At 51.8% G+C, this 19,727-nt stretch carries 15 protein-coding genes and 2 rRNA genes (1 of these 17 cut by a window edge); 13 read left to right on the top strand and 4 right to left on the bottom strand.

The features are described from left to right. The 5 genes from IMCC3135_RS00245 to IMCC3135_RS00265 form a co-directional block, all read left to right on the top strand. A 23S ribosomal RNA gene (locus IMCC3135_RS00245) occupies positions 1-1,340 on the top strand; it begins 1,553 nt to the left of the window's first position. Between the two features lie 163 nt (positions 1,341-1,503). After that, a 5S ribosomal RNA gene (rrf, locus tag IMCC3135_RS00250) occupies positions 1,504-1,619 on the top strand. A gap of 363 nt (positions 1,620-1,982) precedes the next feature. Further along, positions 1,983-2,876 (top strand): alpha/beta hydrolase, encoded by an 894-nt coding sequence (locus tag IMCC3135_RS00255; protein WP_088915742.1) that lies wholly within the window; start codon positions 1,983-1,985, stop codon positions 2,874-2,876. An 80-nt stretch (positions 2,877-2,956) separates the two neighbouring features. Further along, positions 2,957-4,210 (top strand): metallophosphoesterase family protein, encoded by a 1,254-nt coding sequence (locus IMCC3135_RS00260; RefSeq protein ID WP_088915743.1) that lies wholly within the window; start codon positions 2,957-2,959, stop codon positions 4,208-4,210. After that, positions 4,207-7,647, top strand: a complete 3,441-nt coding sequence (locus IMCC3135_RS00265; RefSeq protein ID WP_088915744.1) for an AAA family ATPase — start codon at positions 4,207-4,209, stop codon at positions 7,645-7,647. The genes IMCC3135_RS00260 and IMCC3135_RS00265 overlap by 4 nt, the downstream gene beginning before the upstream one ends. A gap of 158 nt (positions 7,648-7,805) precedes the next feature. Here the strand turns inward: IMCC3135_RS00265 and IMCC3135_RS00270 are convergent, their stop codons facing one another. Next, a complete protein-coding gene (locus tag IMCC3135_RS00270; protein ID WP_088915745.1) occupies positions 7,806-9,005 on the bottom strand; it encodes an MFS transporter in 1,200 nt (399 codons plus the stop codon). A 233-nt stretch (positions 9,006-9,238) separates the two neighbouring features. On the opposite strand from IMCC3135_RS00270, the gene IMCC3135_RS00275 reads away from it, so the two are divergent. The 6 genes from IMCC3135_RS00275 (at position 9,239) to moaA (ending at position 14,800) form a co-directional block, all read left to right on the top strand. Continuing rightward, complete coding sequence (locus IMCC3135_RS00275; RefSeq protein WP_088915746.1) at positions 9,239-9,712, top strand: 4Fe-4S dicluster domain-containing protein; 474 nt, start codon at positions 9,239-9,241, stop codon at positions 9,710-9,712. Between the two features lie 11 nt (positions 9,713-9,723). Then, a complete protein-coding gene (locus tag IMCC3135_RS00280) occupies positions 9,724-11,580 on the top strand; it encodes an aldehyde ferredoxin oxidoreductase family protein (RefSeq protein WP_088915747.1) in 1,857 nt (618 codons plus the stop codon). Positions 11,581-11,831: 251 nt separating this feature from the next. Then, the gene (locus IMCC3135_RS00285; RefSeq protein ID WP_088915748.1) at positions 11,832-13,103 is read left to right on the top strand and encodes an NAD(P)/FAD-dependent oxidoreductase; all 1,272 of its coding nucleotides are present in this window, start codon (positions 11,832-11,834) and stop codon (positions 13,101-13,103) included. 68 nt (positions 13,104-13,171) lie between these two features. Continuing rightward, entirely contained in the window at positions 13,172-13,426 is a 255-nt protein-coding gene (locus IMCC3135_RS00290; RefSeq protein ID WP_088915749.1) for a MoaD/ThiS family protein, read from the top strand. Beyond that, positions 13,426-13,743, top strand: a complete 318-nt coding sequence (locus IMCC3135_RS00295) for a hypothetical protein (protein WP_088915750.1) — start codon at positions 13,426-13,428, stop codon at positions 13,741-13,743. Before IMCC3135_RS00290 ends, IMCC3135_RS00295 begins: the two co-directional genes overlap by 1 nt. Before the next feature lie 34 nt (positions 13,744-13,777). Then, a complete protein-coding gene (gene moaA, locus IMCC3135_RS00300; RefSeq protein ID WP_088915751.1) occupies positions 13,778-14,800 on the top strand; it encodes a GTP 3',8-cyclase MoaA in 1,023 nt (340 codons plus the stop codon). 171 nt (positions 14,801-14,971) lie between these two features. Here moaA and IMCC3135_RS00305 read toward each other — a convergent pair whose 3' ends face one another. Both IMCC3135_RS00305 and IMCC3135_RS00310 read right to left on the bottom strand, forming a co-directional pair. Next, on the bottom strand, positions 14,972-15,457 hold the full coding sequence (locus IMCC3135_RS00305; protein ID WP_205737842.1) for a hypothetical protein: 486 nt from the start codon (positions 15,455-15,457) through the stop codon (positions 14,972-14,974). Further along, entirely contained in the window at positions 15,450-15,986 is a 537-nt protein-coding gene (locus tag IMCC3135_RS00310) for a peroxiredoxin-like family protein (protein WP_088915752.1), read from the bottom strand. The genes IMCC3135_RS00305 and IMCC3135_RS00310 overlap by 8 nt, the downstream gene beginning before the upstream one ends. Before the next feature lie 89 nt (positions 15,987-16,075). Between IMCC3135_RS00310 and IMCC3135_RS00315 the strand changes: the two genes are divergently transcribed. Beyond that, the gene (locus IMCC3135_RS00315; protein WP_088915753.1) at positions 16,076-16,825 is read left to right on the top strand and encodes a helix-turn-helix transcriptional regulator; all 750 of its coding nucleotides are present in this window, start codon (positions 16,076-16,078) and stop codon (positions 16,823-16,825) included. Between the two features lie 44 nt (positions 16,826-16,869). Here IMCC3135_RS00315 and IMCC3135_RS00320 read toward each other — a convergent pair whose 3' ends face one another. After that, a complete protein-coding gene (locus tag IMCC3135_RS00320; protein ID WP_088915754.1) occupies positions 16,870-18,918 on the bottom strand; it encodes an NADH:flavin oxidoreductase in 2,049 nt (682 codons plus the stop codon). Between the two features lie 120 nt (positions 18,919-19,038). Between IMCC3135_RS00320 and IMCC3135_RS00325 the strand changes: the two genes are divergently transcribed. Continuing rightward, the gene (locus tag IMCC3135_RS00325) at positions 19,039-19,686 is read left to right on the top strand and encodes a TetR/AcrR family transcriptional regulator (protein ID WP_088915755.1); all 648 of its coding nucleotides are present in this window, start codon (positions 19,039-19,041) and stop codon (positions 19,684-19,686) included. Positions 19,687-19,727 lie beyond the last annotated feature (41 nt).

Below are 19,727 nucleotides of genomic sequence, written 5' to 3' on the forward strand. Positions count from 1 at the left end.
CCAAGAAAATCCTCTAAGCTTCAGGTTATGAGTGTCCGTACCCCAAACCGACACAGGTGGGTAAGTTGAGAATACTAAGGCGCTTGAGAGAACTCGGGTGAAGGAACTAGGCAAAATAGCACCGTAACTTCGGGAGAAGGTGCGCCCTTGTGAGTGAGTGGATTTACTCTACGAAGCTTATGAGGGCCGCAGTGACCAGGTGGCTGCGACTGTTTACTAAAAACATAGCACTCTGCAAACACGCAAGTGGACGTATAGGGTGTGACGCCTGCCCGGTGCCGGAAGGTTAATTGATGGGGTTATCTTCGGAGAAGCTCTTGATCGAAGCCCCGGTAAACGGCGGCCGTAACTATAACGGTCCTAAGGTAGCGAAATTCCTTGTCGGGTAAGTTCCGACCTGCACGAATGGCGTAACGATGGCCACACTGTCTCCACCCGAGACTCAGTGAAATTGAATTCGCGGTTAAGATGCCGTGTACCCGCGGCTAGACGGAAAGACCCCGTGAACCTTTACTACAGCTTTGCACTGAACTTTGAACCTACTTGTGTAGGATAGGTGGGAGGCGTTGAAACGTGATCGCTAGATTGCGTGGAGCCGACCTTGAAATACCACCCTGGTATGTTTGGAGTTCTAACTTAGACCCGTTATCCGGGTTGAGGACAGTGTATGGTGGGTAGTTTGACTGGGGCGGTCTCCTCCCAAAGAGTAACGGAGGAGCGCGAAGGTACCCTAAACACGGTCGGAAATCGTGTGGTTTGTGCAAAGGCATAAGGGTGCTTGACTGCGAGACAGACACGTCGAGCAGGTGCGAAAGCAGGTCTTAGTGATCCGGTGGTTCTGCATGGAAGGGCCATCGCTCAACGGATAAAAGGTACTCCGGGGATAACAGGCTGATTCCTCCCAAGAGTCCATATCGACGGAGGAGTTTGGCACCTCGATGTCGGCTCATCACATCCTGGGGCTGTAGCAGGTCCCAAGGGTATGGCTGTTCGCCATTTAAAGTGGTACGCGAGCTGGGTTTAGAACGTCGTGAGACAGTTCGGTCCCTATCTGCCGTGGGCGTTTGAGAATTGAGGGAAGCTGCTCCTAGTACGAGAGGACCGGAGTGGACGATCCCCTGGTGTTCCGGTTGTCACGCCAGTGGCATTGCCGGGTAGCTACGATCGGACAGGATAACCGCTGAAAGCATCTAAGCGGGAAGCCCCTCCCAAGATGAGTTCTCACTGAATCCTTGAGATTCCTGAAGGGCCCTTGAAGACCACAAGGTTGATAGGCAGGGTGTGGAAGCGCAGTAATGTGTGAAGCTAACCTGTACTAATTGCCCGTGAGGCTTGACCATATAACACCCAAGCAGTTGCTCGTTAATAGCGAAGCTGTTCTTGGACTGTTGTGTGCGACATAAATAGCACGACAACGATTAAACCAAGTACAATCGACTCTCCAAATTTGTTGTTTAGCAGCTAATCCAGCAATGGATGGATGCTCGACGGCACACCAGTTCTCCCGGCGACCACAGCGTTTGGGTACCACCTGATCCCATCTCGAACTCAGAAGTGAAACCATTCCGCGCCAATGATAGTGTGGGGCTTCCCCATGTGAAAGTAGGTCATCGCCGGGTTTTATTTACGTCCATCAAGGCCGTCTCTCAGGAGACGGCCTTTTTGCATTCCGGATTTGAGAAACTTCCAGCGCTGACATCAGCGAGCAGCCGCTCTACACGTGTAGAGTCTGGATTGTCCGCTCTACACGTTGCTGGTAATACAATTACTGTCACTGATGATCGAAGAAATTGCTTCAGACAAGTCGAAATGAAGCGATAGTACTTCGTGCGTAAAATATTTCGACTCCCTCCAGATTAAAAGAGCTGGTATTTCGACACCCATCTTTCAATACAACGATATTTCAACGAAATACTTCGGTGTTTCTGGTTTTTCCGCACTGATTTCTCGTATGAAGCATTTTGGAAGAACATATTTGCTTGATGATGAAATCAATGAGCTTTGGCCAACAATCCATCCTTTGTCATGCGACTACTCAGCTGAGGTGGGTTCTACTGCTTGGTCTTTTGCTGACAACGGGTTGTTCAGCATTTAAACCGGTAAATCTGCTCAATACCCTGATTCCATCCTCCGGATATACGCTCCAGAGCGGAGTTACTTATGGCGCGGATAAACGTCAGAAGCTGGATATCTACTCTCCTACAGAACCTGCGATTCGCTCACGCATCATCGTTTTTGTTTATGGTGGAGCATGGCGAGAAGGAAATCGAGGTGAATACACGTTTGTCGCACAGGCGCTGGCGGATGCTGGTCATACCGTCATTATCCCGGACTATCGACTGTACCCATCAGTGGTATTTCCAGACTTCATCACAGATGTTGCGGATGCCATTGTGGCGGCAAAGCTAACGCTGGGAAAACAATCAGGCAAACCGGTCAGCGAAGTGGTTCTGATGGGACATTCTTCAGGTGCGCATACCGCTGCCATGTTGGCTAGCGATCCAGGCTGGCTGGAAGGCAGCGGTGTCACAGCAAGCGCTTTGATTGCTATTGCAGGTCCATATGATCTGCCATTGGACAATCCCGAGGTCAAACCCGTTTTTCGTAATGTGTCAGGACCTGACCAAGCAAGGCCAATCGCACTGGTAACCCCTGATCACCCGCCCACGCTACTTATTCATGGCGAACAGGACGAACGGGTGCTGCCTTTTCATACGCGCAACTATTCTGCTGCTCTGAAAGCGACAGGTGTAAGAGTGGATGTGCGTTGGCTTGAAGATACCGGGCATGTTGCCTCTATTTCCGGCATAGCAACGCCTCTGGATTCTGACAGTCAAAACCGACAACGCATTACTGAGTTTCTTGACAGTCTTTGAATGCAAACCAGCAAGAAATCAGGTGTGATTTGCCAGGTGTTGTGACTCCCAACTGGCAAAAAAATATGTAAAACTGGGTGATGATTAAACTCATCCATACCGCCGACGTCCACCTGGACTCCCCCCTGCAAACGCTAGCCTTGCGTGATCCGGATCTTCGCGAGAAGGTCCAGTGTGCCTCGCGCGATGCCTTCACGCGAATTGTCGAGCAGGCTATTGAACAGCGAGTAACCGCTGTATTGATTGCGGGAGATCTGTTCGATGGCGCTGCACGTAGCGCCAAGACCGCAGCTTTTCTACTCGCAGAGCTTGATAGGTTGAAGCAGGCGAACATTCGTGTGTTCTATATCAAGGGTAACCACGATGCCGAGAACCCTCTTACCGGAGAGACCAGTCTGCCAGACAATGTATATGTGTTTGATGGGGAGGGCGACAAGGTTCAGCTAGAGGGGTGTGATGTCTGGATACACGGTGTCAGCTTCAGTGAAAGAAAGGCTGAGAAAAGTTTGCTTGGAAAATTTTCCACACCTGTTGCCGATGCCATCAATATCGGGATGTTGCATACCTCGCTGAATGGTTCGGCCTCGCATGATGTGTATGCACCGTGCACCGTACAAGAACTGATCGACACTGGATTTGACTACTGGGCACTGGGTCATATTCATAAACGACAGGTGCACGGCGAAGCTCCGTGGATCGTGATGCCAGGTATTCCTCAGGGACGGGATATCGGAGAACCTGGTCCCCAGTCGGCCACGTTGATCACTATCGATGATGGGACTGTTACGACCAGCGAATTTCCTACATCAAGTATCGAATTCACCACTTTGCTGCTCGATGTTAGTGAGGTAATGGATGCAACTGCCTTGCAGAGCCTTGCAAAGGAAGCATTGCAGCAGCTCGTCGTGTCCTTGAAATCAGATGACGGTATCGTCCGGGTTCGATTGCAGGGACAGAGTGCGCTGCGTTGGCAATGGCTGCGCGATCAAGAGCAATGGTTAGAGTCCTTCAAACTGCTGTGCCGAGAAACCGATCGGTTGTGGATGGAGAAACTGATTTTCGAAATTGATGACATGCCAAAATCTGTGGCTGACAAGTCTGCGCTGGGCGAGCTTTCATCTCTGATGTCGACAATTCGGGGAGAACAGGCTTTCAACGAAGAGGCTGTCGCATTGATCAATGAGGTGTTATCTGCATTACCTGCCAGTGAGCGTGCCAAGTTATTGCCTAACGAGCATTCTCAGCAAGAGCTGGCTGAGAGTCTGAGTGGGCAGGGTGAGGAGCAACTGTTGGCAATCATGAAAGGTGTTGGTGATAAAGGTATTAGCGCATGATTCGCATAGAACAGTTGGATTTGGCCTTTTTCGGGCATTTCACCAATAAGCAATTTGACTTTGGCAAGGGTGACCCTGCGAAGCCGGATTTTCATATTGTTTATGGTGTCAATGAGGCAGGCAAGACGACCTTCATGGAAGCCTATTTACGCTTGTTATATGGGTTTTTGCCTCGCAATGAGCCCTATGCGTTTCGTCACGGGCGCTCCAACCTGCAGGTGTCGGGCTTGTTGCAGCTTGACGGTGAATTGCGCAAATTCCAGCGAAAAGCGACCACCAGAAACAACCTGGTGGATGAGCAAGGTAATGTTCTGCCCGAAGCCTCATTGCAGGCCCATCTTGGGGGCCTGGCGATGGAAGATTATCGCAAATTACTTTGCATTGATGATGACAGTATCGAGAAGGGTGGTGAAGAAATAGTCAACAGTCGTGGTGATATAGGCACCTTGCTGTTCTCGGCTGCAGCGGGTATCAGCGACTTGTGGCAAGTGCTGGAATCGGTGCGTACGAAAGCTGAAGGTATACACAAAGTCCGTTCAACAAGGACACGACTTGGCATATTGAAGAAAGAATATAACGAAGTTGTCAAGCAGATAAAGGCGGTTGATATACCTGCCGGCAAGCTGGGTCAGTTAACAAAAGCCTTGAAAAAGGCTGAAACCGTGGAAGCTAGAACGCAGGACGAGCAACGCTCATTGATGACCGAAGTACGCAAGATTGAACGGGTCTTGATAGCCTTGCCTATGTTGGAGAGGCTCGATATGTCCGAAGAGGCTGCGGGAACTCTGAGCAATTATCCAAAACATCTGGATATCACAACCATGCAGGTTGTCGAGCTGAACAATGAACAGCATCAGGCTAATACCGAGATAGAACGTTTGAAGCTGCGCCAGCAAAAGCTTGCAGAGGAGCTTGAACAACTACCGCAAGAGCCTGCATATGCAGGATTGGAAACTGTCATTGAAGGCTTGAGCGAATTGCACAGCCGTTACCGGCATGCTGAGCTGGAGCTGGACAACAAGCAAGAAGACTTGTCATCAATTACGGCACGGATGACATCCCTGGTCCGAGAACGGTTGCACCATGAGTGTGAGCCGGATGAGCTGGTGGTCGATACCGCCGTCATCAAGTCGTTGAGTGAGTCTCTGGTGCAGCGTGATGAGACGAACAAGCGCATCAGCGTCGAAGAGGCTGGCATCAAGCAATTGGATGTCAGTGTCAAAAGCGAAGAGTCAAAGCTTCAGGATCTTGAAGCAATAAGACCTGAAGGTGAAGGGCTTGGAGATATCCTGGAACAATACAATGCGCAGGCATTGCTGGCCGAGTACAAGGCGGCTACTCAGGGGCTGCGAGAGTCTGAGCAAAAGGTGGATGAAGCACTGGATGTGCTGTCTATCAAAGGCCAGCGATTCACGCAACTGCCCGCATGTTCGTTGATGGTCGAGGAAGCAGAGGCACAGCTTGAACGCTGGCAGACGCTTAACGCCACACTTAAAACTGCCAGAGAGCGCCAGAAGATTGAGCAGCAAGAGCTGAATACGCTGACACTGGAAAGTACTCAGCTTGAATCCTTTGATGGACTGGCAAGTGATCAGGATACCCAGGCCCTGAAAGAGGTGCGCGAGAATGCCTGGCTACAACACAAGGAATCACTGACGCTGGAAACTGCAGAGGCGTTCGAACCTGCATTGCGCGATGTTGATAAAGCAATGGAGGGGCGGCTGGCTCATGCTAGTGATCTGGCTCGACTGCGCGATGTGCATCGTCAGATTCCGCGTATACAAGAGCAGCTCAATAGCCTGGCAGAGTCAATTGCTGCAGAGGAGCAAGAATTGCAGACTATTGAACAGAGTCTGACCGGTGTCATGCAGCAGGCGGGAATCGAGGCCAGCCTGCCGCCCAAGGCCGTACTCAATTGGGTACGCAGTTATCATGAAGCAGAATCATGGGTTAATGCTGCCCAGAGACTGCGCAAGACAAATCAGCCTGTACTGGATAAGGCGCAGAAGCTAAAAGAAGCCTTGTCTGTTTACATCAAGCGTGAACAGGCAACATTGGAAGAGTTGTTGCCGGCTGCAGCTACCATGCTGGAAGTGTACAAACGTCACGATCTGTCCCTACAGACATCCCAGAAGGCATTGGCGGAGCTGCACAGCAAGAAGGCAATTGATCTGGCTCAGCTAGAAGCAACTCAAGCTACGTATACAAAAGCTTGCGATGACTGGGTGTCGCTGGTGAGTGCCAGTTTTACTGTCGCTCTGGAGGCTGACAAACTGGCATTTTCTCTGGAGGCGCTAAGCGAGTTGCGTGAAAGTAATGTAGAGCGTGAATCCTTGCAAAAGCAGTGCAAGCAAATGCAACGAGATAAAGAGCTGTTTACCGAAAAGCTTGAGCAGATTATTCGTGACAACAAACTTGAACAAGGTGCTACACCAGACAGTAACCTGAACAAGCTGCAAGAGCTGGCCGCTCAGGCAAAGAAGCAAGTTGACGAAAAAAACCAGCTTCAGAAAAAACTGGACAAGACATTTACTGATGCCATTGACGCAGAAAAACGACTCGAGGCTGTGACCTCGAAGAGTCAGGTTCTTGCATCCATGTTTGACCCGGGCATACCGACCAGTGATTTGAACGAACTGGCCGAAGCTGTGCAGAAGACGCAAGAAGCGCAACTACTGCGTAAAAAATTCGACGAAGATCTGGATACTTTGAGGCAGACACTGGGAGTTTCATCGGAAGAGAAAGCTCGTGCGATGCTGGCTGAGCTGGATATCCCATTGGTCCAGGAACAGCATGTAGCAAAAGAGAGCGAGTTGGCATTAGCGAGTGAACGCAGCAAGGACGCTACTGAAAAACGTACGCGATGTGAGGAGCAGCTTTCAGCCTTGACCGGTGATGGAGAAGTTGCTCACCTGGTGGAGCGACGAACAACGCTGGAATTGCAGATGACTGAGGCGAGTCTGGATTATCTGCAACTGAGTCTGGGTCATCGACTTGCAGAGCAGGCTATCAACCGCTATCGGGATAAACACCGCAGTGGAATGATGCAAGCGACGGAGACGGCCTTTGCCGAGTTGACTGATGGTAAATACAGTACGTTGCAAACACAAAACAATGGCAAGGAAGAAACCTTGTTGGCACTTGATAAGGATGGCACCGCCAAGCGTGCGGATGAAATGTCAAAAGGGACTCGTTTCCAGTTATATCTGGCGCTACGTGCCGCAGCCTATGATCAATTGGCCGAGCAGGGTACTTGTCTGCCCTTTGTTTGTGATGATATTTTTGAAACCTTTGATGAGGACCGTACTCGAGCGGCTTGTCGTGTCATGGAGCGCATCGGCCAACGCGGGCAGGCCATTTATCTGACTCATCATCGACACGTGGTTGAGTTGGCTCAGGAAGTTTGCGGGGATCGGGTGCAAGTGCACGAGTTGTAAAAACAACGCTCAGATTCGAAGAGTAAGGCTGTGAGCTGAAAGTTGCTTTGCCTTGCTTTGAATGAAGATATTTTCCAAGCTAGCCCAGAGCGGCTTAAGGGCGTGAAATAATTCCAGAGAATTGTTTCACGCCCCTTTTGCTTGGATGCTGGTGAGTTTCAACGGGTTTGTCCAGCCACTGTTCCTGGTGGTGCATCCTTGGATGTCAGGTAGATCAGTAATGCAATAGTGAGCAGCACCGCATAACTACCAAACAGCACCTGGTAGGTCAGTGATGAGCTGCTGTCCGGCTGTGCTGCCACCAGGCTGCCGGTCACGAACTGCATCAGGCCGGCACCAAAAATTGAGCAGAAGTTGATCAGAGTGACGCCTCGACCAACCAGATGTGGTGGCAGAAACGAGCGGCCATGAGCCATGACGACACCATAACTGGTGCCGCACAAACCAATAATGATGAACAGGATGGTGGCCGTGGTAATGCCCGGTACTGGCTGAAAAACGAACATCAGCAAGGCCAGCAGTACGAAGAAATTGCCGAAGAAAACGACCCATTTGCGTGTGTTGAACACCTTGTCCAATGGACCATAGGCGAGACTGCCGGCGACCATTGCCATTGCCATCCACAAGGTAACCTTGCCGATAAGCAGACTATCTGCAGTGTACAGATCTGTCAGGTATGGCCCAGCCCACAGACCACGAATGCCTGCAACGGGGGCATAGCAGAGTAAGGTCATGATCATGATCGCCCATAACACCGGTGACTTCATCAGCGTGATATAGCCTGACAGGCCGGCGCCACTGGGTGCATCTACCTTAGGGTCGCGGACCAGTATGAGTATGGCGGCTGCTACTAATAGCGACAATCCGCCAAGACCTGCCATGACCACTCGCCAACCATAGGCCTCTGCCGCGGCAGCCAGAGGGCTGGTGCCGACGACATTACCCAGATTGCCGAAAGCAACTAATGAGGAGGTCATGACCGCAAACTGTCGTGCATCAAATCGTTGTGCGAAGATGAACAGGGAGGCCATGAGAACGGGGGAGCAACCTGCTCCGATCAAGGCCATGGCAATAACGACAGCGGTGGGCGACTGAGCGGTTGCGAAAACAAAGGCTCCGCCTGCGGCTGCCACGCCAAAGATTAGCGCTGCGGTGCGCCGTGGGCCAAAGCGGTCAAGACCGACACCGACTGCGAATTGCATGATGGCGAAACTGATGAACCAGACACCCGAAGCGAGTGAAAGATCTGCCTTGTCTGCTCCCAGCTCGATTGTCAGCTGTGGCGTGAGTACCGCCAGGAACGAGCGATAGAACTGTGAGAGCACATAGGCGACTGCCAGAGCGATAAGTCCGGACATTGAATCACGCTGTTTTCAGGAAGCTGGACGGGGCCGTAGTGTATGACACTAAGGGATAAGGGGTAAGTAGTGATTTTGTGTCGTAATTTACGGATTGTTTGTATTTTAAGTAAATTACATACATCTCGTTGGTACCCTTAGGCCATGTAAGGACTTTATGCACTCAGCCATTATTAGCTGACGAGTCTGTGCTGATGGCACAAACCTTCATACATCTTAAGGAGTAGAGACGAATGCAGAAATCCCTGCACATTGATCCGGGCAAGTGTACCGGATGCCTGCAATGCGAGGCAGCGTGCTCGTTAGTCAACGAGGGGGAGATCAATCCCTCCAAATCGCGTATCAAAGTCTTCACTTTTCATGATGAAGGACGCTTCGTTCCGTATACCTGTACACAGTGTGATGAAGCCTGGTGTATGCAAGCCTGCCCCGTGGATGCCATCGTACTGAATCCGGTTAACGGATCCAAGGATGTACTGACCGATATCTGTGTTGGCTGTAAGGTCTGCACGATTGCCTGTCCGTTCGGCACCATCAACTACAACACATCGACTGGCAAGGTCGTGAAATGCGATCTGTGCGGTGGCGATCCTGAATGCGTCGCAGCCTGCCCCACACAAGCCATTACCTATGTGGACGCCAATGCAACAGGGCTCGACAAGATGCGTGCCTGGGCTGCAAAGACTGATACGTCAACAGGCGCCTGAGGAGAGATGAGATGAGTTGGACGAGAAAAATACTTCGCATTAATCTGAGTAACGGCAATATCGCTGAAGAGCCTCTCAATATGGAGTGGGCCAATGACTATCTGGGACAGCGAGGCCTGGCGACACGTTATCTGGTAGATGAAATCGATCCCCATTGTGATGCACTGGGACCAGACAATAAGCTGATCATGACCACAGGCCCGCTGACGGGCACGACAGCCTCTACGGGCGGACGATATTCGGTGGTCTGCAAGAGCCCGCTGACGGGCACGGTAGCCTGCTCCAACTCGGGTGGCTTTTTTGGAGCCGAGCTGAAATTTGCAGGCTGGGACATGATTATCTTTGAAGGCAAGGCTGCCAGCCCCGTTTATCTGCATATCGAAAACGAAGCAGTGAAGCTGATGCCTGCTGACGATCTATGGGGACAATCTGTCTGGGCTGCAGATCATCTGCTGCGTCAGAAGCACCTGGACCCACAAATTCGCATTGCCTGCGTCGGTCGCTCAGCCGAACAAGGTTGTCTGTATTCCGCCATTGTCAACGATTTGCACCGTGCCGCGGGTCGTTCAGGCGTCGGTACAGTCATGGCATCCAAGAATCTCAAGGCTGTCGTGGTTCGTGGTACCAACGGTATTTCCAATATCAGTGATCCCAAGCGGTTCATGCAAACGGTCAGAGACGGCAAGAAGGTACTGGCAGAAAACGCGGTCACCGGCCAGGGTTTGCCTGCCTACGGTACGCAAGTGCTCATGAACGTGATCAATGAAGTGGGTGCCCTGCCGACACGCAATATGCGTGAGATTCAGTTCGAAGGTGCCTCCAATGTCGGCGGTGAAGCAATGCATGAGCCTCGCAAATCCGATGGCAAAGCTAATCTGACAACCAACGGTGCCTGCTACGCCTGCACGATTGCCTGTGGACGAATCTCGACAGTGGATCGTACGCACTTCTCGGTCAAGGACAAACCTGAATACTGGATCAATTCTGGTGGGCTTGAATACGAAGCCGCCTGGGCATTGGGACCCGATACCGGTATCGATGATATCGACGCGCTGACCTACGTCAATTTCCTGTGCAACGAAGATGGCATGGATCCGATCTCATTTGGTTCTACCGTCGCGGCTGCCATGGAGATGTTTGAAGATGGGAACATTACCACCGAGCATACCGGCGGTATGGAGCTGAAGTTCGGATCCGCAGAGGCGCTCTGTTGGGCCGCCGAAGTGACTGCCAAGGGTGAAGGATTCGGTGTGGATCTGGGATTGGGTTCCAAACGGTTGTGTGAGAAATACGGCCGGCCGGAGCTATCCATGACCGTCAAGGGGCAGGAATTTCCTGCTTATGACCCTCGTGGCATTCAGGGTATGGGTCTTGCCTACGCCACCTCAAACAGGGGTGCTTGCCACCTGCGTGGATACACGGTTGCCTCAGAGATCCTGGGTATTCCGGAGAAAACCGATCCGCTGGAATCAGAGGGTAAAGCCGGTCTGGTCAAGGCCTTTCAGGATGCCACTGCAGCTGTGGACTCGGCGGGACTGTGTGTATTCACAACCTTCGCATGGACCATGGATGACATTGCTCCGCAAGTGGATGCTGCCTGTGAAGGCGATTGGTCTACCGAACGGATGATGGAAGTGGGTGAACGTATCTGGAATATGGAAAGAGATTTCAACCAGAAGGCGGGTATTACCGGTGCTGACGATACGCTGCCAACTCGACTGCTCAAGGAAGGCGGAGGCACAGGTCCAGCCAAAGGTCGAGTCAGCGAGCTGGACAAGATGCTGCCTGAGTATTATCAGTTACGTGGCTACAGTGCAGATGGCTCCATGACTGAGGAAACTCGTCAGAAATGGTCGCTACCCGCATAGTTGACGGAAGCTCTGCCGGAACATTTGTTATATGTTCCGGATGATGAACCGGGCAATCCGCCGTAGGTAGCGGATTGTCACCGGATTTTCGGGCGCAGCTAGGAGGCTGTCCGAGAATAGCGATCGTAGCGAGGGCGTGAGATTTCGAGTCAGATTTTCGCGTCCGCAGTAGATCAGTCTATTCTCGGACAGCTTCCTGGACTGCGCCCGACTTGTCTCAGGCTTTAAATTGTCAGTACAGGAAAACCAATATGCATTACGTGATTATCGGCGCAGGACCCGCAGGTGTGAATGCCGCAGAGCACCTTCGCCAGTATGACCCGCAGGGACAGATCACAATGCTGGTGGCAGAGCAGGTACCACCGTATTCGCGCATGGCATTGCCCTATTATCTGGCAGACAATATAGCGCCTGAAGGTACTTATTTGCGCAAGGGCTCCAATCATTTTGAATCCCTGAACATCACCCTCAAACAAGGCCGTGCCAGCTCTCTGGATACACAGAACAAGACCTTGACGCTGCAAGACGGCGAGACCTTGGGTTATGACAAATTGCTGATCGCCAGTGGTGCCACCGCCACACGTCCACCTATTCCCGGTATTGATCTGGAGCGGGTCTACAACTGCTGGACCTTGCAAGATGCGCACAAGATTGTGGCAACGACCAAACGTGGTTCCAAGGTCATACTGATGGGCGCAGGCTTCATTGGCTGCATCATTCTGGAAGCTTTGGACGAGCGAGGAGTGGATCTGACGGTTATCGAAATGGAAAACCGGATGGTGTCACGCATGACCAATGAAACGATGGGCACCATGATCAAGGACTGGTGTGTGGCCAAGGGTATCAACGTGCTGACCTCTACCCAGGTCACAGAAATTTCGGAAAATGAAGGAAGTGCGGCACTAAATGTCACGACAAAATCAGGTGAAAGCCTGCAGGCGGATGTGGTCATTTGTGCAACGGGAGTGCGTTCGAATACCGCCTTTCTTCTTGATAGTGGTATCGAGGTTGATATGGGCATCATCGTTGATGATTTTCTGCAAACCAGTGCACCGGATGTTTATGCAGCAGGCGATGTTGCCAGAGGCCGGGATCTGTCGACCGGCGAGTACCAAGTGCAGGCAATTCAGCCGACAGCGGTTGAACATGGCAAGTTGGCTGCCCACAATATGGTATATGGCCACAAGACTCCGCATCCGGGTAATGTGAACATGAACGTACTGGATACTGTGGGTCTGATTTCTACCTCATTCGGACTATGGATGGGAGTTGAAGGGGGCGAGCAGGCAGAAATGTCAGATGTGGACAACTTCAAGTATCTGAATCTGCAATTCAAGGATGATGTTCTGGTAGGTGCCAGTAGTCTTGGTATGACTCAGCATGTGGGTGTCATGCGCGGACTGATTCAAACAGGCTGCCGCTTGGGACCATGGAAAGAAAAGTTGATGAGAGAACCTAATCGGCTCACGGAAGCCTATCTGGCGTGTGCCCAGAGTCAGAATGTCTCAATGAGTGCGTCCTGATAGTCAGAAATCATCCTGGAAGGTGCGTCATGGTCTCCAGCAGAATGCGACAATAATCAAATAGACTGATGAAGATTACTTTCAAGCTTTACGCAACCCTGCAGGATCTCTTGCCTGCCGGGGCTGTAAAGAATGCTATCGAAATCGAGGTTCCCGAAGAGGTATCCCTCAACGATCTTATCGATCGTTTTCAGGTGCCTCGTGAACTTGCACACCTGGTACTGGTCAATGGCATTTTCCATTGTAAGGAAGATAGAGACAAGTCCGGTATGCTGAAAAATAATGATGTGCTGGCTATCTGGCCGCCTGTAGCGGGAGGCTGATGAATATGCAGGCAGATTCAAGCGATGCGTCCGTTATTGCCTACAGTCGGGAAATGGGTCTGACACACGCCGATTTCTGGCGGCTTCTACCAAGGGCCATGGGCAAGCAGCCCTATACGCTCAACGGCGATACGGTGCAGACTACCGTGGACACCGGCACTCTGGAAATTACTCTGGGACCGCCGGAAGAGCGACGCATTGCTCTGTTGAGGTTGCCATATTCGGTGGTCTCTTTCAGGTTTGTCGGGGTAGACGAAGTTCAACAACTGGCTTTCAAGGCACACTTCGACCTGCATTTTCAGCGTGGTGGTGGCTAGTGAGTCTGACAACAGAATACGGTAGGTTCGCAAAGTGAGTACGACACAAACAGGCGATAAATACGGCCGACCTCTGCGAGATCTTCGCGTGTCTGTGACGGACAGGTGTAACTTTCGCTGTGTCTATTGCATGCCCAAAGAGATTTTCAACAAGGACTACCGCTTCTTACCGCGTTCCGAGCTACTGACATTCGAGGAAATCGAACAAGTCGTTCGCGCTTCGGCAGAGCTAGGGGTCAGCAAGATCAGGCTGACCGGCGGCGAACCTCTGGTGCGTCGTGATCTGGAGCGTCTGATATCACAGATACGCGCAGTGCCTGGCATTACCGATATCAGTATGACAACCAATGCCTCTCTGTTAACGCGTGCCCGTGCTCAAAGTTTGCGAGATGCCGGCTTGCAACGACTGAACGTCAGTCTGGATGCCATGGACGATGCGACCTTCATGAAGGTCAACGATGTCGATGTCACTGTACAGGCCGTGCTTGATGGAATCGAGAATGCGGCTCAGGTCAACTTCGAATCCATCAAGATCAATATGGTCGTCAAGAAAGGTCTGAATGACCATTCCATCCTGCCCATGGCGCATTTTTTCCATGGCAGTGGCCAGATTCTGCGCTTTATCGAATTCATGGATGTCGGCAACAGTAATGCCTGGGACCTGTCGCATGTGACTAGCAGCAGCGAGATTGCCGAGATCATCAATGCAGAGCTACCGATCCAGCCTGCAGAGGCAAACTATCGCGGTGAAGTGGCCAAACGCTGGGAATATAGAGATGGTGGGGGTGAGATTGGCATCATTTCATCCGTCTCAGAGCCCTTCTGCGGAGATTGCAGTAGAGCCCGCCTGAGTGCTACCGGCAGCCTGTATACCTGTCTGTTTGCCTCCGGAGGCCACGACCTGCGCCCAGCCTTGCGTGAAGGCACTCCGACGGCTGTACGCGAACAACTCCATAAACTCTGGTCTGTACGTGCCGATCGCTACTCCGAAACCCGCACTCAGACCTCAGTTATCCACATGCGCCCCAAAGTCGAGATGTCCTTCATCGGTGGATAACTTAGGGGATAACTTGGGTCAGACCTCCATAAGTGTTTGAATATAATAAATAAAATGAAAAATAAGGCTGTTGATACATCCTTATTCCCCACTTTTTACAGGCCTGAACCCCTGTTTAACGGCGTTCAGGCCTTATCCTCAAGCTGTGGATAACCAAGAATCAAGTAGTGTTTAAACGCTTCGATCCTGCAGCAGACGTCGCAATATCAGTCCAACGATCACGGTCATGCCGACATGGCCGACAAATGATGATTGTGTATAAGCACCAAATTCCATCATGAATGCTCGTCCGATAAACGGTGCCAGAATGCCCTGGGCGATAAACCACAACAGTACGCCGGTAATGACACCTGCCACCAGGTAGGTCTGTTTGCTGACTCTGTGAATCAGATAGACACTCAGTGCAAAGCCGATCGAACCGATCAGTGCATGAATGACAAAAGCGGCGCCATACGGCAGATCGATACCCAGAGTGATCTTGGTAATGGCCATTACCAGTTTTGAGGGTTGGAGGGACAAGCCGAACAGGATGGGGGAAATCAGCCAGGCGTATAGCTCAAACAGGCTTTCTGCGATGACTCCGGCAATGATGACGGCCTTGATTTCCCGCATGCTCGGAATTGCCAGCAAAGAGAGGGGTTCTGCCGACTCAGACATCGCCGGTGTACTCGCCTCGTGCCGGGTAGTTGTTCGCAATCGCAAAATCGATGGCACCCAGTAATTCGGAGAAGTGTGGTCGAACAAATGGCATGGTCTGTACAGAGCCGTAATACAAAGTCTGGTCAGGATTGACGACAAACAGACCGGGTTCGGAGAACAGCGCTGGCTCTTCGATTCCGATGGATGTCTTGCCGCGAGAGGTGGAGATGTACAGATCCCATTCGCGTGCCTTGCTCAACGAGAGACCGTAGCCAATACGCAATTTGTCGGCTTTGATGTTGGTGCCCATCAAGGCTGCTCGTTCCTCGGTATCAGAGCTGACAGCAACTACACCGACGCCGCGTTCGGCAAATGCATCAACGTTCTTTTGCAGTTCAGTCAGATACTTGGCACAGATCGGGCAATGCAAACCTCGGTAGAAGCAGACGATAGTGCCCCGCTCTGAAGACTCTGCGGAGAGGTCAAACTTTCCGTGAGCTACTGTGTCAAAAGCGAGATCAGGGGTTTTCTGGCGTGGCAATAGCATGTGTCGATTCCGTTGATTGATAACTTGATGTAAAAGATAACAGGCGATAATATCAATTAATCTTCAATTAACCGACTAAAACAACTGCCATGATTGATAGTTCTCGAATTGATCGTTTATCAGCACTGGTTTCGAGATTTGAGATTGATGTTGTTCCCGAGTCGCACGGTATGGCCAATCTGGTCATTTGCCAACGTGCACAGTCAACACTTCCAGGACGCATTCTGTTCGCGCCAGTGGGTGTTCTGTCTGATAATGATTACAACCCTGACAATGCGGTGTTTCTGGCAAAGGCTAATTGGGGCGGTTCGGAAAACCCGCTGTTGATTGCCTTGCCTGATCGTATCGTTGTCGATATAGATGACAACTCGGAACTGCAGAGCTTGTCGAGTCTACTGATAGCCGAGAGCGGGCAGCAACGCTGTGGAGCGGGCTCGGTTATCAACCGTCTGGGTGAGGTTTTGCTGGTGCTCTTGCTCAGAGTGCAACTCTCAGTGGGTACGACCGATTCGGGGCTACTGGGCGGTCTGGCCGATATTCGTCTGAGCCCGGCTATCGTGGCGATGCACGAACGCCCGGGTGAGCCTTGGCGCATCGAACGACTGGCAGAGATATCCGGTTTATCCACCAGTCGCTTTGCTGATCGATTTACAAAAACGGTGGGTCAGACACCAATGTCCTATCTGCGTTGTTGGCGCATGGTTCTGGCCCATCGGGATGTCCAGCACGGGGATCGCATACAAGCGGTCGCCGCACGTTATGGGTACGCCTCGAGTGAAGCCCTGTCACGGGCGTTTCGTAGGCATTTTGGTGCCAACCCCACGGCCTTGCGGCCGTAAGGTTGGTGTGGGTGCTCGCCTTGCAATAATCTGAGCGTCTACTATCAAATATCCTTCACCAATCGCAACGCATCATAAATAGCCGCATGCGTATTGCGCGATGACACCGCATCCCCAATACGAAACAATTGAAATCGACCTTCTGGGTTCCTCACGACAGTCTGCGGCTTGCCTGCTATAAGCGCATCCTGATCAACCGCTCCACCATTCGACGACGACTCTTTCAAATCAAAATACAAGTCTGCCAACGGCTGCGTTCCATAGTTGATCACAACCTGATCGTACAGCGCGGTTGTCGTATGCGAGCTGTAATCCGTGCCAATAGTCGCCTTGAGACGATTACCCTCTCTTTCGACATTCAATAGCCGTCTGGCGACCGTGAAGGCTACATCCTTGTCCTGCAGCGAACGCATATAAGGGGTCAAATTCATCGCCATGACGTTCGGTGCAAAGGTTCTATCAGGCGTCATGATCTCCACGCTTGCACCCGCTTCGGCGGCTATTTCGGCAGCTTGTAGACCGGAATGATCACCGTTCTCGTCATAGATCAGTATCGATTCTTCAGGTTTTACCGTATCGCCTGCAATCAGATCCCAGCTGGTTACAACGTGTTCGAGCTCCACCTTTGTTTCGAATAACTCAGTGCTGGGAAGTCCCCCTGTTGCCACAATGACAACGTCCGGTTCGAGCGCCATGACATCATCAGCCTCTGCAAAAACGTTGAACCGGAACTCTACATTGCGTGCTGCACACTGCTCCATACGCCAGTTGATGATCGACATCATCTCGGCCCGACGTGGACTGCGAGCGGTAAGCCTGATCTGTCCACCGGGCTCCGCCGCGGCTTCAAACACAGTCACCCTATGACCTCGTTCGGCAGCCACTCGGGCGGCCTCCATGCCTGCAGGTCCAGTACCAATGACTACAACCCGCTTTTTGTCAGTCGCCACAGGAATATCGTGAGGCATACTTAGCTCACGACCTGTGGCAGCATTGTGAATGCACAGGGCTTCGCCGCCCTGGTAGATGCGATCAAGACAATAGGTGGCACCCACACAAGGACGAATATCGTGCTCGCGTCTATCGACGATTTTCTGCACGATATGCGGATCTGCCATATGTGCTCGAGTCATGCCCACCATGTCCAGTAAGCCTTCGGCAATGGCATGGCGTGCGGTGGCGACATCCGGAATTCTGGCAGCATGAAATGTCGGTAATCCGGTGGCTTTCTTGACGCTGGCGGCAAAGTCCAGATGTGGCGCACTCTGCATACCCTGGATGGGTATAACATCCGTCATGGCAGGGTCGGTGTGGATCCTTCCGCGAATGACGTTGAGAAAATCGACCATGCCTGAGTCAGCCAATCGCTTGGAGATCTCGAGTCCTTCAACGGCAGTAATGCCGCCTTTTTCAACCTCATCTGCGGTATAGCGGGTACCAATGATAAAATCGTCACCGACCCGTTTACGCATGGCAGCCAGTACTTCCAGTGGAAAGCGCATGCGGTTCTCGAGTGAGCTGGCGTCGTATTCACCCTCCAGATCATTGGACAGCGGAGACCAGAACTGATCCAGAAGGTGGCCATAGATCTGTAGTTCGATACCATCCATACCCCCCGCTTGCATGCGTTCTGCAGCATCTGCAAAGTCGCCGATGATACGTTCCATATCCCACTCTTCAATCAGTTTGGGAAAATGATGATGAGCGGGTTCGCGGTGCCTGGATGATGAGACGGAAGGAAGCCAGTCCCCCTTGTTCCAGGTGGTGCGTCGACCCAGGTGGGTTAATTGAATCATGACGGCACAGCCGTGCTCATGACAGGCATCGGTCAGATTCTTGATCCAGGGAACTACTTCATCCCTGTAAGCCAGCACGTTATTGAATACCGGAGGTGAGTCTTTACTGACCGCTGCTGAGCCCGCTGTCATTGCAAGTGCGACCCCGGCTTTTGCACGCTCTTCGTGATAGGCCCGGTAGCGATCCTTGGGCATGCCATCTTCCGGATAGGCGGGTTCATGACTGGTGGTCATGATGCGATTTTTCAGCGTGAGATGTTTCAGCTGAAAGGGTTGCAATAAAGGATCTTTGGACATCTCGAACGACCTCAGCAAGCAATAAAATCGCGTATCAATTACACGCTTGACACTAGTGTCTGCAAATACGACACTAGTGTCAAGAATCTTTAAAATATTTCATTCAGAGACCATTCCACGATGCCAGCAGCACGTTCGCATAAATCGCCAGGATCCCGTCAGCTCTGGCTGGATGAGGCCATCAGCTTGCTCAAGAGCAATGGGGTCGAAGCGGTCAAGGTCATGCCGCTGGCACAGTCGCTCGGCCTGTCACGCACGGGTTTCTATAGCCATTTCCTCAGTCGCGAGGCACTGCTGGATGACATCATCAGTTACTGGGAGAGCAAAAACACACCGGCTTTAGTGCTCCAGGCCAACGCCTATGCACAAACGATCAGTGAAGCGGTTCTGAATCTGTTTGACTGCTGGTTTGACGAAGCTGTGTTTGATGCACAGCTGGATATGGCCATCAGAAACTGGGCCAGGAACGAAGCCACTCTGGAGAGTCGCCTGAAATCGGCAGACAATGAACGAATTCAGGCCGTTGCCAGTGTCTTTGTGAAGTTCGGATTCAATCAGTCACAGGCCGATGTCCGGGCCATGACCATGATCTATACCCAGATCGGATATATTGCGATGAATGTGCAGGAGCCTCTGTTACAAAGGCTGGAACGCGCCCCGGGCTACGTGGAAGTGATGAGCGGGATGCTGCCCAACGAGGAAGAAATGGCACGCTTTATTGCCCGTCATACACTAATCTCATCAACACTTTGCCAAGTACGTTCCTGACACGTAACATTCCACACTCATTGACACCGTTAGATTGCGGG

It is taken from the genome of Granulosicoccus antarcticus IMCC3135 (genome assembly GCF_002215215.1).
GTDB lineage: Bacteria > Pseudomonadota > Gammaproteobacteria > Granulosicoccales > Granulosicoccaceae > Granulosicoccus > Granulosicoccus antarcticus.